The 13,689-nt window shown below is 70.5% G+C and carries 18 protein-coding genes; 9 read left to right on the top strand and 9 right to left on the bottom strand.

Annotation, left to right across the window (positions count from 1 at the left end; translation table 11 throughout):
- Positions 1 to 78: 78 nt before the first annotated feature.
- The 4 genes from L0D17_RS09550 to L0D17_RS09535 form a co-directional block, all read right to left on the bottom strand.
- On the bottom strand, positions 79 to 306 hold the full coding sequence (locus L0D17_RS09550) for a hypothetical protein (RefSeq protein ID WP_243094929.1): 228 nt from the start codon (positions 304 to 306) through the stop codon (positions 79 to 81).
- Entirely contained in the window at positions 303 to 443 is a 141-nt protein-coding gene (locus tag L0D17_RS09545; protein ID WP_243094928.1) for a hypothetical protein, read from the bottom strand. The genes L0D17_RS09550 and L0D17_RS09545 overlap by 4 nt, the downstream gene beginning before the upstream one ends.
- Positions 444 to 545: 102 nt before the next feature.
- Positions 546 to 1,145: a hypothetical protein gene (locus tag L0D17_RS09540; protein ID WP_243094927.1), complete on the bottom strand. Its 600-nt coding sequence runs from the start codon at positions 1,143 to 1,145 to the stop codon at positions 546 to 548.
- A 3-nt stretch (positions 1,146 to 1,148) separates the two neighbouring features.
- Positions 1,149 to 1,874, bottom strand: a complete 726-nt coding sequence (locus L0D17_RS09535; protein WP_243094926.1) for a M28 family peptidase — start codon at positions 1,872 to 1,874, stop codon at positions 1,149 to 1,151.
- Between L0D17_RS09535 and L0D17_RS09530 the strand changes: the two genes are divergently transcribed.
- Positions 1,849 to 2,511, top strand: coding sequence for a DUF1501 domain-containing protein (locus L0D17_RS09530; protein ID WP_051909170.1), 663 nt, complete (start codon positions 1,849 to 1,851; stop codon positions 2,509 to 2,511). The two genes, L0D17_RS09535 and L0D17_RS09530, sit on opposite strands and share 26 nt — an antisense overlap.
- Positions 2,508 to 3,002 carry a DUF1501 domain-containing protein gene (locus tag L0D17_RS09525; protein WP_243094925.1) on the top strand — a complete coding sequence of 165 codons (495 nt, stop codon included), beginning with the start codon at positions 2,508 to 2,510 and terminating at the stop codon, positions 3,000 to 3,002. The genes L0D17_RS09530 and L0D17_RS09525 overlap by 4 nt, the downstream gene beginning before the upstream one ends.
- Before the next feature lie 3 nt (positions 3,003 to 3,005).
- On the opposite strand, the gene L0D17_RS09520 is transcribed toward L0D17_RS09525, so the two are convergent.
- The 3 genes from L0D17_RS09520 to L0D17_RS09510 are packed head-to-tail and all read right to left on the bottom strand — an operon-like array spanning position 3,006 to position 5,270.
- On the bottom strand, positions 3,006 to 3,224 hold the full coding sequence (locus L0D17_RS09520) for a Sec-independent protein translocase subunit TatA/TatB (protein ID WP_038072134.1): 219 nt from the start codon (positions 3,222 to 3,224) through the stop codon (positions 3,006 to 3,008).
- Positions 3,225 to 3,265: 41 nt separating this feature from the next.
- Entirely contained in the window at positions 3,266 to 3,886 is a 621-nt protein-coding gene (locus tag L0D17_RS09515) for a response regulator (protein WP_038072137.1), read from the bottom strand.
- The gene (locus L0D17_RS09510) at positions 3,861 to 5,270 is read right to left on the bottom strand and encodes a sensor histidine kinase (RefSeq protein WP_243094924.1); all 1,410 of its coding nucleotides are present in this window, start codon (positions 5,268 to 5,270) and stop codon (positions 3,861 to 3,863) included. Before L0D17_RS09510 ends, L0D17_RS09515 begins: the two co-directional genes overlap by 26 nt.
- Positions 5,271 to 5,471: 201 nt before the next feature.
- Between L0D17_RS09510 and kdpF the strand changes: the two genes are divergently transcribed.
- From kdpF to L0D17_RS09480, 7 genes are all read left to right on the top strand, one after another.
- Positions 5,472 to 5,555 (top strand): K(+)-transporting ATPase subunit F, encoded by an 84-nt coding sequence (kdpF, locus tag L0D17_RS13950; RefSeq protein ID WP_081892795.1) that lies wholly within the window; start codon positions 5,472 to 5,474, stop codon positions 5,553 to 5,555.
- The gene (gene kdpA / locus L0D17_RS09505; RefSeq protein WP_243094923.1) at positions 5,552 to 7,252 is read left to right on the top strand and encodes a potassium-transporting ATPase subunit KdpA; all 1,701 of its coding nucleotides are present in this window, start codon (positions 5,552 to 5,554) and stop codon (positions 7,250 to 7,252) included. The genes kdpF and kdpA overlap by 4 nt, the downstream gene beginning before the upstream one ends.
- Entirely contained in the window at positions 7,249 to 9,246 is a 1,998-nt protein-coding gene (kdpB, locus tag L0D17_RS09500) for a potassium-transporting ATPase subunit KdpB (RefSeq protein ID WP_243094922.1), read from the top strand. Before kdpA ends, kdpB begins: the two co-directional genes overlap by 4 nt.
- Before the next feature lie 2 nt (positions 9,247 to 9,248).
- Complete coding sequence (kdpC, locus tag L0D17_RS09495) at positions 9,249 to 9,821, top strand: potassium-transporting ATPase subunit KdpC (protein ID WP_243094921.1); 573 nt, start codon at positions 9,249 to 9,251, stop codon at positions 9,819 to 9,821.
- On the top strand, positions 9,818 to 11,872 hold the full coding sequence (locus L0D17_RS09490; protein WP_243094920.1) for a histidine kinase: 2,055 nt from the start codon (positions 9,818 to 9,820) through the stop codon (positions 11,870 to 11,872). Before kdpC ends, L0D17_RS09490 begins: the two co-directional genes overlap by 4 nt.
- Positions 11,873 to 11,935: 63 nt before the next feature.
- On the top strand, positions 11,936 to 12,052 hold the full coding sequence (locus L0D17_RS09485; RefSeq protein ID WP_243094919.1) for a phosphatase PAP2 family protein: 117 nt from the start codon (positions 11,936 to 11,938) through the stop codon (positions 12,050 to 12,052).
- The gene (locus L0D17_RS09480) at positions 12,019 to 12,591 is read left to right on the top strand and encodes a DedA family protein (protein ID WP_243094918.1); all 573 of its coding nucleotides are present in this window, start codon (positions 12,019 to 12,021) and stop codon (positions 12,589 to 12,591) included. The genes L0D17_RS09485 and L0D17_RS09480 overlap by 34 nt, the downstream gene beginning before the upstream one ends.
- Positions 12,592 to 12,631: 40 nt before the next feature.
- Here the strand turns inward: L0D17_RS09480 and L0D17_RS09475 are convergent, their stop codons facing one another.
- Positions 12,632 to 12,796, bottom strand: a complete 165-nt coding sequence (locus L0D17_RS09475; RefSeq protein ID WP_156101158.1) for a hypothetical protein — start codon at positions 12,794 to 12,796, stop codon at positions 12,632 to 12,634.
- 37 nt (positions 12,797 to 12,833) lie between these two features.
- Positions 12,834 to 13,370, bottom strand: a complete 537-nt coding sequence (locus L0D17_RS13805; protein WP_126190819.1) for a transposase — start codon at positions 13,368 to 13,370, stop codon at positions 12,834 to 12,836.
- Between the last annotated feature and the right edge of the window lie 319 nt (positions 13,371 to 13,689).

The raw sequence follows: 13,689 nt of genomic DNA, 5'->3' as shown, positions 1-13,689 counted from the left end.
GAAAGGCGGCGGTTCCTGGGTAAGAACGCCCAGGACTTCTACACCCTCCCCCCATCCCCAAAGCCCTCTAGGCCCCTTCTAACCCCTGTCGTTTTCCAAGTAGCTCTCCAGGCCCAGGAGGTGGCCGATGAGGGCCGCCGCTTCCTCTCGGGCCAGGTCAGAAAAGTCCTCTGCCTTTACCCTTCTTCCGGTCTCCTCGCTCAGAAAGCGATTGGCGTAGTCGAGGAGCTCCCCTTCCGTCATCCCGAGCCTCTTCCCCAGCCACCGGATGTACCGCAACTGCTTCGGCGTGGGGGGCTTCCTCACTTCTTCCTCCTTCCGAGGAAGAGCAAAAGGCCGAGGAGGAACCCCGCCCACCCCACGGCCAGGAGGAGCCTGGCCTCTTCTTCGGGCAGGAAGGACACGAAGTCCCCTCGGGTCTTGCAGGGGAGGGTGAAGGCCATGAGGAAGAGCCCCCCGAGGGCGAGGAGGCCTCCCAGGAGCCTTCTGGGAGAGGGGGCCTCCCCCTGGAGAAGGCCCAGAGCAGGACCAGGTTGGCCGAGAGGCTACCGGCGAAGACCACCACTTCCGTCGCCGTCCATCCGGGGATACAGGAGGCCAGCATCCCTCCTCCTTTCCAGGGCGGTCTCTACCTTTTCCACTCCGAAGTGCGCCCGGGCGAGGGGAAGGAGGAGTTTTTCCTGCTCCCGGGCCTTCCTGAAGTGGAAGGCTTTGTGCTCGGGGAAGCAGAGGAGCAGGGTGTCCCCCTGGACCTCGGGCCTCGCCTCCCGCATGAGGGCTCTCAGGGTGGGCCGGAGGGCTTCCAGGAAGCTTCTCCACGCCTCGGGGCTCGGCGAGCCGAAGGCCGCCCTTTCCCCGGGGGCGGCCTCCCCTTCCAGGTAGAACCAGGGGGGCGGCTCGGCCTCCCCGGGCTCAGGGGGAATGTTCCACCAGGTCCTCCCCCCGAGGAAGTTGATGTGGAGCAACCTCGCCTCCTTCCACCCCCTGCCGTCCCGGTAGATCCAGAGCTTCCAGTCCTCCTCTCTGCCCGCCACCCATGCCACCAGGTAGGTCTTCCCCTCGTACACCTCGAGGACCGCCCCCGGTCGGCAGCAGGCCTGGAGGAAGCGTGCGAAAAGCTCGGCTTTCTCGGGGCGAAGCCTCATCCCTCACCAAGGTAGGAGGAGGTCCTCTAGCTCGTCCACGAGATCTGGGTAGTTCTCCAGAAGGTAGACCAGGGCCACCTCCACGAGGCCCGTTTGCTTGAGCCTCCAGAGGACCTCCTCCACCCGGTCCCGCTCCCTCCAACCCCATGAGAGCCCCGTCCGCCACACCTCCCGGGGCCTCCGCCTGACCGGGAGGTTTTCCCACGGCACCCGCCTCAGGGCCTCCCCCAGCCGGTCCAGGTAGAGGAGGTCCTGGGCGTCCTGGTCCGTGTGAGCTCCCTCGTACCCCACGGCGAGGTTCAGGCACTCGGGGACCACCCCGGCGAACACGGCGGAGTCCGTCCAGACTCCCCGGTCGCTCACCCGGTGCCCGAGGCCGAGGCGCCGGGCGAGCCAGGAGGCGGCCTCGATGGAGGCGGTCTCCTGCCCGAGCTGGGCCCGGATCACCTCCTCCTTCCCCCGCCGGTCCAGGCTCACCACGGCCCTGGCCCCTCGGAAGAGCCCCGCCTCCAGGGCCTCCTCTGAGCCCACGCACCCCACCTCTTCCCCGAGGAAGAGGGCGAACCCCACCCCGGGGGGCGGGTCCTGGGCCAAGGCGAGGACCAGGGCCACCCCCGCCTTGTCGTCCGCCCCGAGGGCTCCCTCTACCCCCTGGGCCACGCCGTCCACCACCCGCACCCCCTTGGGGACGCGTCCCGCCACCGTGTCCAGGTGGGCGGCGAGGACCACGGGGGCCTCCTCCCGGAGAGTCCAGGCCCCGACCCTTTTCTGGCGCACCGCCCTGGCGGCGGGGGCCGGGGAGAAGATCCTGGTGGCGGTCCAGCTTTCCGGGGGGAACGACCAGCTCAACACCCTGGTGCCCTACCGGCAGGAGCTCTACTACCGCCTGAGGCCGAGGCTCGCAGTGCCTGCCCGGGAGGTGCTGGACCTGAACGGGCGCCTGGGCCTGCACCCCGCCCTCCGGCCCCTCATGCCCCTTTACGAGGCGGGAGCCTTGGCCCTCCTCCCCCAGGTGGGCTACCCCAACCCCAGCCGGAGCCACTTCGTCTCTATGGCGGTCTGGCACACCGCGGACCCCGAGCGGAAGGCAGCCTCGGGATGGCTCGGGCGGCTTTTAGACCAGGGGGCGGACCCTCTGTGCGAGACCAACCTGGGGGCCAGCACCCCCTTGGCCCTCACCGGGAGCCAAGCCCTGGCCCCCAGCGTGGAGAGCCTGGAGGGCTTTGAGCTAAGGCTCCCTCCTCCCTTGCGCACCCGCTGGGAGGAGGCCCTCCTCCGCCCCAGGCAGGGGGAGGCGGAGGCGGTGCGCCAGGCCTTTCTAAGGCTCAAGGCCACCCTGTCCCAGGTGGGGCGGGCCCGGGGGTGAAGAACCGGGTGGACTACCCCAACCACCCCTTCGGCCGGGCCCTGGCCGACATCGCCCGCATGATCGCTGCCGAGCTGCCCACCCGGGTCTTCTACGTCTCCTTAGGGAGCTTTGACACCCACGCCGACCAGCCCAAGCGGCACGAGGAGCTCCTCGGCCTCCTGGCCCAGGGGCTTGCCGCCTTCCACCAGGAGATGCGCCTCCTGGGAAGGGAGGGGGAGGTGCTGGTCCTGGGCTTCTCCGAGTTCGGGCGGCGGGCTCAGGAGAACGCCTCCTACGGCACCGACCACGGCAAGGGGGGGCTCATGTTTGCCCTGGGGCCGGTGCGGGGCGGGGTCTTGGGCCCCGAGCCCAACCTCGAGGACCTGGACGAGGGGGACCTCCGCTTCCAGCTGGACTTCCGCGCCGTCTACGGGGCTGCGCTCCGCTTTTTGGGGCTCGAGCCCGCCTCCATCCTGGGCCCGGGCCCAGCCCCTCTCCCCCTGGTCTAGGACCTAGCCCTTCTTGGGCTCTTCCGCCTTAGCCTCCGGGGGCTTGGGGGACTCTTGGGGCTTGGCCTCCTCCTTGACCTCCTCCACCACCCCCTCCATGCTCCGCTTGAACTCCCGCACGGACTGGCCGAGGCCCCGGGCGAGCTCGGGGAGCTTCCGGGGGCCGAAGAGGAGGAGGGCCACCACCAGGATGGCGATGAGTTGGGCCGGGCTGTCAATCATGCCCTGAGGTTGCCCGGGCAACCTGAACGGAGGCTGAAGCCCTAGATGAGGCGGTTCCTCAGGGCCTTGACCGCGGCCTCGGTCCGGTCGCTGGCCCCCAGCTTCTCCAGAAGGCTTTCCACGTGGCCCTTGACCGTGCTGGGGCTGATCCCCAAGGCCTTGGCAATCTCCTTGTTGGAAAGCCCGCGGGCGATGAGCCTAAGGACCTCCCGCTCCCGCTCGCTGAGGAGGGCGGCCTCCGGAGGGGTGATCTCCCCGAGGATGAGCCGGGCCACCGGAGGGTCCAGGTAGGCGGAGCCCAGGGCGGCGGCCCGCACGGCCAGGAGGAAGCCCTGGGGATCCCCGGTCTTCAGGCAGTAGGCCTCGGCCCCCGAGGCCAGGGCCGCCCGCACCACCCCCTCCTGGCGGTGGACGGTGAGGACCACCACCCGGACCCCGGGGAGGAGGGCCTTGAGGCGGCGGGTGGCCTCCACCCCGTCCAGGCCCGGAAGCCCGAGGTCCATGACCACCACGTCGGGCCGGAGGCGCGGAACCTCCTCCAGCGCGGCTTCGGCGCTTCCCGCCTCCCCCACCACCTCCAGGTCCGGCTCCGCCCTTAGGGCGGCCCGCAGGCCGTCCCGGGTAAAGGGGTGGTCCTCAACCAGGTACACGCGGACTGGCATGGCGCACCTCCTCCAGCTCCAGGTAAAAGACCGTGCGGCCCTCCCGGCGCTCGTACCCCACCCGGCCCCCGTGGGCCTCGAGGATCCGCCGGGTCAGGTACAGGCCGAGCCCCCCACGGCCTTCCCGCACGGGGCGGCGGAAGAGGTGGGGGAGGAGGGCCTCGGGCACCCCCGGCCCCTCGTCCTCCACGCCTAGGCGCACCACCCCGTCCCAGGCCTCGAGGCGCACGCTGACCCGGGAGCCCGGGGGGGCATGCTCCAGGGCGTTTTCCAGAAGGTGCTGCACCGCCCGGGCCAGGGCATCCCTTTGGCCCAGAACCCAGGCCTCCTCCCCCTCTACCCTGCACTCCAGGCCCCGGGCGGCGAACAGGGGGCCCAGGGCCCCGGCCACCTCCTCGGCCAGGGCCTTGAGGGGCACCGCCTCCGGCTCCCGTCCCGAGAGGGCAAAGCGGGCCAGCTCCAGGAGGTTGTCCGCCAGGCGCAAAAGCGCCTCGTTGGCGGCCACGCCGTTGGCCAGGGCTTGCCTAAAGGCCTCGTCCAGGGGCCCGTAGGCCCCCTGGAGGGCCAGGCGCAGGTTGAGCAGGTTGGCGGTGAGGGGGGTCCTTAGGTCGTGGGAAAGGGAGTAGGCCAGTTCCTTCAGGGCGCTCACGTGCTGGGCCTTTTCCCAAAAGGCCTGAAGGCGCCCCTGGATCTCCAAGGCCAGCTCCTTGAGGCGCGCCTCCCCCTCCGGCCCGACCCCCTCGAGGAGCACCAGGTAGCGCCCCAAGGGGAAGGCGAAGACCCCCTCCTCCACGGGCCCGGGAGCCTCCCGCTCCCAGGCCCGCACCACCCGTCCGGGAACCCCGAGGGGAGGGGGCCCCACGGCCCCCACCAGAGCGGGTCCCCCGGGGGCCTTCTTCCAGAGGCCCGCCGCCTCCGCCCCGAAGAGGCGGGCAAGCCTCTCCGTGGCCTTTAGGAGCGTCGCCTCGGGCTCCTCGGGGTCCAGGTCCAGGTCCAGGGCGCGGTAGACCCGGGCCAGGGCCTCCGCCCGCCTCAGGGCCAGCTCCACCCGCCCCTGGGCCTCGGCCCGGCGGAGAAGGGCCAGGGTCAGGTAGCCCACCAGGGCCATAGAGAGGCCGGCGAGGAGGCGGTTGGCCACGGCCAAGACGCTCAGCCCCCCCTCGGCCTTGGCGTTGAGGACCCCCGCGGTCAGGTTCCCGAGAAGGGCCAGGGCCACCGTGCCCCAGGTGAACCTGGGGGAAAAGGCCATACCGGAAAGGGCGATGGGGACCCCGAAGAGGATGGCCGCCACCAGGGCCTGCGGTGTGGCCACGTCCAGGAGGAAGGCGAGGAGGAGGACGCCCAGGGTCAGGAGGCGCACCCGGCCTTGTCCTTCCCGCAACACCCCGGAGAGTATACCTCCCCGTTCCCGGGCCCCGCCAGATGGCGGGGGTACCGCCCATCCGGGGGATGGCGCCCTCGGGGGGCCGGCCCCAGAATACCGGTGGAGGTGGAGCGGCATGGGTGATCTTCTGGCCCTTTTCCTCATGGCCTTGGCCCTCTTTTTGAGCTGGGGCCTTCTGGAGCTTCTGGAGCGGGTGCGGTGATGGAGCTTCTCGCCCTGGTCCTCGGTCTCGCCCTGGCGGTCTACCTGCTCGTGGCCCTCTTCTTCCCGGAGGAGTTCTCATGACCCCCGAAGGCGTTCTGCAGATCGGCCTCTACTTCGTTCTGCTCCTCGCCCTCGCCTATCCCCTCGGCCTCTACCTCCACCGGATCTGGGCGGGGGAGAGGACCTTCCTCACCCCCCTTCTCGCCCCCCTGGAGGGGCTCCTTTACCGCTTGAGCGGGGTGGACCCCAGGGAGGAGATGGACGCCCGGGCCTACGGGAAGGCCCTCCTCCTCTTTAACGCCCTCGGCCTCCTCTCCCTCTACCTCCTCCTCCGCGGGCAGAAGGCCTTGCCCCTGAATCCCCTGGGCCTTCCCGGGATGCCCCCTGACCTCGCCTTCAACACCGCCATGAGCTTCGTGACCAACACCAACTGGCAGTTCTACAGCGGGGAGAACACCCTGGGCTACCTGGCCCAGATGCTCGGGCTTGCCGTGCAGAACTTCCTCTCCGCCGCCACGGGGATCGCCGTGGCCTTCGCCCTCATGCGGGGCCTGGTCCGGAGCGGCACCCGCCACTTGGGGAACGCCTACGCCGACCTCACCCGGACCACCCTCTACCTCCTCCTGCCCCTGGCCCTCCTCCTTGGCCTCCTCCTGGTGGCCCAGGGGGTGCCCCAGAGCTTCCGCCCGCCCGTGCAGGCGGAGCTCCTGGACCCCACCCTGCCCAGGCGGGAGGTCACGATTCCCCTGGGCCCCGTGGCCTCCCAGGTGGCCATCAAGCACCTGGGCACCAACGGGGGCGGCTACTTCGGGGCCAACACCGCCCACCCCTTTGAGGGGCCCACCCCCCTCGCCGACCTCCTCGTCCTCCTGGCCGAGACCCTGATCCCCACCGCCCTCCTCTTCGCCTTCGGCCGGGCGGTGGGGGACATGCGCCAGGGCCTCACCCTCCTCGGGGTGGCCCTGGCCTTCTGGGTGCCGGCCACCTTGGGGATCTACGCCCTCGAGGCCCGCCCCAACCCCCACCTCGCCGGGGTGGACCAGAGCCTAGGGCAGCTGGAGGGGAAGGAGGTCCGCTTCGGCCTCGCCCGCACCGCCATCTTCGTGGCGGGCACCACGGGCACTTCCACGGGGGCGGTGAACGCCGCCCACGACAGCCTGAGCCCCCTGGGCGGGGGCATCGCCCTCTTCCTCATGATGCTCGGGGAGGTGAGCCCGGGGGGGGTGGGCTCCGGGCTTTACGGCCTCCTCCTCCACGCCCTGGTGGCGGTCTTCATCGCCGGGCTCATGGTGGGGCGGACGCCCGAGTACCTGGGGAAGAAGGTGGGCCCGCGGGAGACCAAGCTCGCCGCCTTCGGCCTCCTCGTCACCCCCCTCCTCGTCCTGGGCTTCACCGCCTGGGGGGCGGCCTACGGGGCCTCCCAGGTGGGCAACCCCGGGCCCCACGGCTTCAGCGAGATCCTCTACGCCTTCACCTCCATGGCCAACAACAACGGGAGCGCCTTCGCCGGGCTTGCCCCAAGCCCGGCCTACGCCTACCTGGGGGGGCTTGTCATGTGGCTGGGCCGCTTTTGGGTGATCGTGCCGGTCCTGGTCCTGGCCGAGGCCCTGGCCGAGGGAAAGAAGGTGGCCGCAGGTCCCGGCACCCTGCCTACCCACGGCCTCCTCTTCGGCCTCTGGCTCTTCCTGGTGGTCCTCCTCCTGGGGGCGCTCAACTTCTTCCCCGCCCTCGCCTTAGGGCCCGTGGCCGACCACCTGCAGCTCTACGGGGGGTGGTGAGGGTGCGCCGCGTGCCGCACCTCGCCCCCGGGGCCCTCCTCCTCTCGGCCCTGGCCAAGCTCTCCCCCCGCTACCTCCTCCGCAACCCGGTGATGCTCGCCGTGGAGGTGGGGGCCGCCCTTCTCCTCCTCGAGACCCTCCTCCGGCCCCGGGCCTTCACCCTTTGGGTGGACCTCTGGCTCTGGCTCACCCTCCTCTTCGCCGCCCTGGCGGAGGCCCTGGCCGAGGGCCGGGGCAAGGCCCAGGCCCAGACCCTAAGGCGTATCCGCCAGGAGCTCGTGGCCAAGAGGCTCAAGGCCCCAGACCCTGAGGCCCCCTTTGAGGCTGTGCCCGCGAGCGCCCTGAACCCCGGCGACCTGGTCTTGGTGCAGGCGGGGGACTACATCCCCGCGGACGGGGAGGCGGTCTTGGGCATCGCCTCCGTGGACGAGAGCGCCGTCACCGGGGAGAGCGCCCCCGTGATCCGGGAAGCGGGAGGGGACCGCAGTGGGGTCACCGCCGGCACCCGGGTCCTCTCCGACTGGCTGGTGGTGCGGGTCACGGCGCGGCCCGGGGAGAGCTTCCTGGACCGGATGATCGCCCTGGTGGAGGGGGCCAAGCGGCGCAAGACCCCCAACGAGGTGGCCTTAAGCCTCCTCCTCGCCGCCTTCACTCTCATCTTCCTGGCCGTGGTCTTAACCTTGCCCTTCTTCACCCGCTACGCCGGGGGGCACCCGGAGCTTGCGGTGCTGGTGGCCCTCTTCGTCTGCCTGGCCCCCACCACCATCGGCGGCCTCCTGCCCGCCATCGGGATCGCCGGGATGGACCGCCTCCTTCGGCGCAACGTGGTGGCCCTCTCCGGTCGGGCGGTGGAGGCGGCGGGGGACGTGGATGTCCTCCTCCTGGACAAGACCGGCACCATCACCCTGGGCAACCGCCAGGCGGTGGCCTTCATCCCCGCCCCCGGGGTAGAGGAGAGCCGGCTCGCCCGGGCGGCTTACCTCGCCTCCCTGGCGGACGAGACCCCGGAGGGGCGGAGCGTGGTGGTCCTGGCCAAGACCCGCTTCGGCCTGCGGGAGCCCCTGCCCGAGGGGGCCCAGGTGGTTCCCTTCTCCGCCGAGACCCGGGTCTCGGGGGTGGACCTCCCGGGCCTCTCCCTGCGCAAGGGAGCAGTGGAGGCCATCGCCCGGATCGCCGGTCCCGTACCCGAGCCCCTGGCCCGGACCGTGGAGGCCATCGCCCGCTCCGGGGGCACCCCCCTTTTGGTGGCGGAAAACGGGCGGATCCTCGGGGCCATCCACCTGAAGGACGTGCTGAAGGGGGGGATCCGGGAGCGGTTCGCTGCCTTGCGGCGTATGGGCATCCGCACCATCATGGTCACGGGAGACAACCCCCTCACCGCCAAGGCCATCGCCGAGGAGGCGGGTGTGGACGACTTCCTGGCCCAGGCCACGCCCGAGGCCAAGCTCCGCCTCATCCAGAGGCTGCAGGCCGAGGGGCACATGGTGGCCATGGCCGGGGACGGCACCAACGACGCCCCCGCCCTGGCCCAGGCGGACGTGGGCCTGGCCATGAACGCGGGCACCCAGGCGGCGCGGGAGGCGGCCAACATGATTGACCTGGACTCCAACCCCACCAAGCTCCTGGAGGTGGTGGAGGTGGGGAAGCAGCTCCTCATCACCCGGGGGGCCCTCACCACCTTCTCCATCGCCAACGACTTGGCCAAGTACTTCGCCATCCTGCCCGCGGCCCTAAGCCCCTTCTATCCCGAGCTCGGCCGCCTCAACCTCATGGGGCTCAGGACCCCGGAAAGCGCCATCCTTTCCGCGGTCATCTTCAACGCCCTGGTCATCCCCGCCCTGGTGCCCTTGGCCCTGAAGGGCGTGGCCTACCGCCCGAGGCCCGCCCGGGAGCTCTTCCGCTACAACCTCCTGGTCTACGGGCTCGGGGGGCTCCTCGTCCCCTTCCTGGGCATCAAGCTCCTGGACCTGCTCCTGGGCCTTCTTTGGAGGTGAACATGGTAGCCCTCAGGCTCTTCCTGGCGCTGACCCTGGTCCTGGGCCTCGCCTACCCCGCGGCCCTTTGGGGGCTCGCCCACCTCCTCTTCCCTCGCCAGGCGGAAGGAAGCCTCCTCCGCCAGGGGGATAAGGTGGTGGGCAGCGCCCTCCTCGGCCAGGACTTCCGCTCTCCCCGCTACTTCCACCCGCGGCCCTCCGCCACCGGGGACTTCCCCTACAACCCCATGGCCTCCGGGGCCTCCAACCTGGCCCCCGGAAACCCGAAGTTTCTCCGGCAGGTGGAGGCCCGGGCCCGCGCCTACCGGGAGGAGAACGGCCTGCCGGAGGGCTTCCCCGTGCCCATGGACGCGGTGACCGCCTCGGCCTCGGGCCTCGAGCCCTACATCTCCCCGGAGAACGCCCGCCTCCAGGCCCGCCGGGTGGCCCGGGCCCGGGGGCTTCCCGAGGAGAAGGTGCTGGACCTCGTCCGGCGCCACCTGGAGGGGAGGCAGTTTGGCCTTCTGGGGGAGCCCCGGGTCAATGTGGTCCTCCTGAACCTGGACCTGGACCGCCTGCAGAAGGAGGGGCCTTGAGCCTGGACACCCTCCGCCTCCTCCTCGGCCCGGGGAGGCTCAAGATCTACCTGGGCTACGCCGTGGGGGTGGGGAAGACCCACCGAGCGCTTCTGGAGCTTCGGGAGCTCAAGCGCCGCGGGGTGGACGTGGCCATCGGCTGGCTTGAGCCCAAGGACCGCCCCCTCCTCGGGGCTCTGGCCGAGGGCCTCCCCTTCATCCCCCCCAGGCGGGAAGGCCCCTACGAGGTCATGGACCTGGAGGCCATCCTGGCCCAGAGGCCCAGCACCCTCCTCGTGGACGAGCTGGCCCGCCGTAACCCCCCGGGCTACCCCAGGCGGTGGGAGGAGGTGGAGCGGCTTTTGGAAGCGGGCATCAGCGTCATCGCCACCCTGAACGCCTACCACCTGGAGTCCCTGGCCGGGGCCGCCGAGGCCTACCTCCACCACCCCGTGGAGGAGCGGGTGCCCGACAGCCTTCTGGAGCGGGCGGACGAGGTGGTGGTGGTGGACCTCCCGCCGGAGGACCTTCTGGAAAGGCTCCGTCGCCTGCCCGCCTACCGGGGCGTCCATAGCCCCCTCCTTTCCCTGGCCACCCTCCGGGCCCTCCGGGAGATGGCCCTGAGGCGGGTGGCCCGCTCCCTGGAGCCCACCTTTGAGCGCATCCTGGTCCTGGTGCCCGAGGACTTCTACTGGTTCCGCCGCCTGGTGGACTACGCCGCCCTTAGGGTGCGGCGCCTCGGGGGGGAGTTCTACGTCCTCCATCCGAGGCCTAAGCCCCTCCTCGGGGCCGCACCGCCCCTCGGAGAGGACAAGCGGGCCCGCATGGAAGCCTACGTGGCCGAACGGGGGGGGGCCTTCCTCGTGCGCTCGGGACCCCTCATCCCCGTAACCCTGGAGGCCCTACGGGCGGTGCGGGCCCAGTCCCTGGTGACCGGGCACGGGGGGAGCCGCCCTTGGCCCCCTCCCGCCCAGCTCAAGGCCCTGCTCCGCCGCCTGGAGCGGCAAGGGGTGGAGGTCCACCTGGTGCCCGAAACCTCCCCTAGACGCCGGCGCTCCCTGCAAAGCGCCCCCCGGGAGGGCAAGGGACCGGGCCGCCTCAAGGTGTTTTTGGGCATGGCCCCGGGGGTGGGGAAGACCTACGCCATGCTCCAGGAGGCCCACGAGCTTAAGGCCAAGGGGGTGGACGTGGTGGTGGGGCTGGTGGAAACCCACGGGCGGCGCGAGACCGCAGCCCTCCTCGAGGGCCTGGAGGTCCTCCCCCGCAAGCCCGTGGTCTACAAGGGGGTCACCTTTATGGAGCTGGACCTGGAGGCCCTCCTCCGGCGCCGCCCCCAGGTGGCCTTAGTGGACGAGCTGGCCCACACCAACCCCCCCGGCCCCCTTCACGAGAAGCGCTACCAGGACGTCCTGGCCCTCACCCGGGCGGGCATCCACGTCCACACCACGCTGAACGTGCAGCACCTGGAGACGGTGGCCTCCCTGGTGGAGCGGATCACCGGCATCCGGGTCCGGGAGACGGTCCCCGACTGGGTGGTGGTGGAGGCGGACGAGGTGGTGCTCGTGGACCTCCCCCCCGAGGCCTTGAGGGCCCGCCTCGCCGAGGGCAAGGTCTACCCCCAGGAGAAGGTGGCGGAGGCCCTGAAGGGGTTCTTCACCCTGGAGAACCTCAAGGCCTTGCGGGAGCTGGCCCTGACCGAGGTGAGTGGCCTGGCCGCCGAGCGCCCCGAGTCCCTGGGCCCCGTGCTGGTCTACGGCGACTCGGAGAGGGTGTTCCTGCGGGCCACGCGGGTGGCGGAGCGCCTGGGGGAGACCCTCTACCTCCTCACGGAGAAGGCCCCGGAGGAGCTTTTACGCCTCGCCCACGCCCACCGGGCCAAGGTCAAGGTCCTGGGTCCCTTGGAGCCCAGGGAGCGCCTGGCCGCCCTCGAGGCCTACGCGCGCCGCCTGGCCCCGGGCATGGTGGTCCTCCCCTTGGGCCCCCTGGCGGAGGAGGCGGCGGGCCACCTCCCTCACACCCTCCTCCTGGTTCCGCCGGAGGAGATTCACCTGGGCCTCAGGGAAAGCGGCTAGGCTTCCCCCTATGCTGCGGCCTGCCCGGACCTTAGGCCAACCGCTCCCTTCTGCCCTACCCCTTTGGCTCTCTCCCGCCTCTACCTCCAGGTCCATTACCCCTCGGACGTCCTCGGGGGCTGGGCCCTTGGGGTAGCCTGGAGGCTATGGGTGTGGCGCTGGACGCCAAGTCGCTTCTAGAAACCCTCTCCTACCCCGGCCTCTTCGCCCTTCCCCTAGCGGAGACGGGACTCCTGTTCGGCTTCTTCCTGCCCGGGGATAGCTTTCTCGTCACGGTGGGCCTCTTCGCCGCCGCGGGGCACCTGGCCCTGGGCCCAAGCCTTCTCCTCCTTTTCCTGGGCTCTTTCCTGGGCCACCAGCTGGGCTACTTCTGGGGACGGCGGCTGGGGAAAGGGCTCAAGGCCAGGATGCGGCCCGACCACTGGGAGAAAACGGAGGCCTTCCTCAGGCGCCGGGGGGCGCTGGCCCTCCTCTTGGCCCCCCTGATCCCCGTGGTGCGCACGGGCATGCCTTTCGTGGCGGGGGCCTTCGCCTACCCCTACCCCCGCTTCCTTTCCCTCTCCCTCCTGGGCACCCTGCTCTGGACCCAGGGGGTGACCCTCTTGGGCTACTTCCTGGGGCGGGCCCTGCCGGGCCTGGACCGCTACCTCCTCCTGGTGGTAGGCCTGGTGGTTCTCGTTTCCCTCCTGCCTGCCTTTTGGGAGGCCAGGCGGCGGTGAGGTGGGGCGGGTGGCGGCCACCCGGGAGCGGGTACCCCAGCTAGGAAAAGCGCTTCCTTTGGTACATGGCCCGGTCGGCCGTGGCCAGGACCTCGGCCAGGGGGAGGGAGCCCGCAGGGGCAAAGCCCACGGAAACCCCGGGGAAGCGGCGCTTGACGCGCTCCTCGAGGGAGGCTCCGTCCCCGAGCCCCAGGTAAAGGCTCACGAACTCAGAGGCTGTCGCAAAAGTCCTGCACAGGCAGTTACGCGGCCCTGGCCAGCCGCTTCACCAACAATCGTAGCATGTCCAGATAGACCCAGGCCTCGCTTACCCGAGGGTTCTCCTCATAGTCCTTGGCAAGACGGCGGTTCCGCCCCAGCCAGGCAAAGGTCCTTTCCACTACCCACCTCTTAGGTAAAGGCTTGAACCCACGCTCCCGCGGAATCTCCGGCACCTCCGCCCCCTCCGGCACCCAAACCCCCCGCACCCCCGCGTAGGGACGGGCCACCACCTCCAGCTCCAAACCCAGGGAAGAAGCCGTCTCCTTGAGGCCCCGGTACCCCCAGTCCACGAAAAGCTTCCGCACCCGTGGCCACAAGGAGAGGTCCATCCCCGCCAGCAAGGCCCGCCCACCCCACTTGTCATGCTCATTGGCCGGGTGGACAAAGACCTTCAGGAGGCGACCCCCCGTGTCCGTTAGGATCTGGCGCTTTCTCCCTTTGACCTTTTTCGCCCCATCGTTTCCCCGGGGCCCCCTTTTTCCGTGGTTTGCAAGGTACGAGCTTGAGTCCGGTGGCAAACCGGATCACCTCGTCCGCCACCCCGTCCTTGTCCCGGTCCACCACCGCATAGACCGTGTCGTAACGTGTGCCCACGAAGACCACGCCCAAGGGGCTGCTCACCGCCATGGAACGGGCGTTCGGCACCTTGGCAAAGACGCTGATCTTGAAGCCGGCCGGGAGCTTGAGCTGAGGAAGCAGCTTGGCCACGTCCGCCTGTTGGGCGAAAGCCACACCTCCCACCGCCAAGACCAACCCGAGGAAACGACCCAGGAACCTTATAGGCCCACATTCCGCACCCCCTTCACTCCAGCAGGTAATATCGCCCGGCCCCCAGGA

The sequence above is a fragment of the Thermus thalpophilus genome, from assembly GCF_022760915.1.
In the GTDB taxonomy this organism is placed as follows: Bacteria; Deinococcota; Deinococci; order Deinococcales; family Thermaceae; genus Thermus; species Thermus thalpophilus.
Note: the sequence above shows the minus strand (reverse complement) of the source record. Positions and strands in the feature narration are given on the sequence as shown.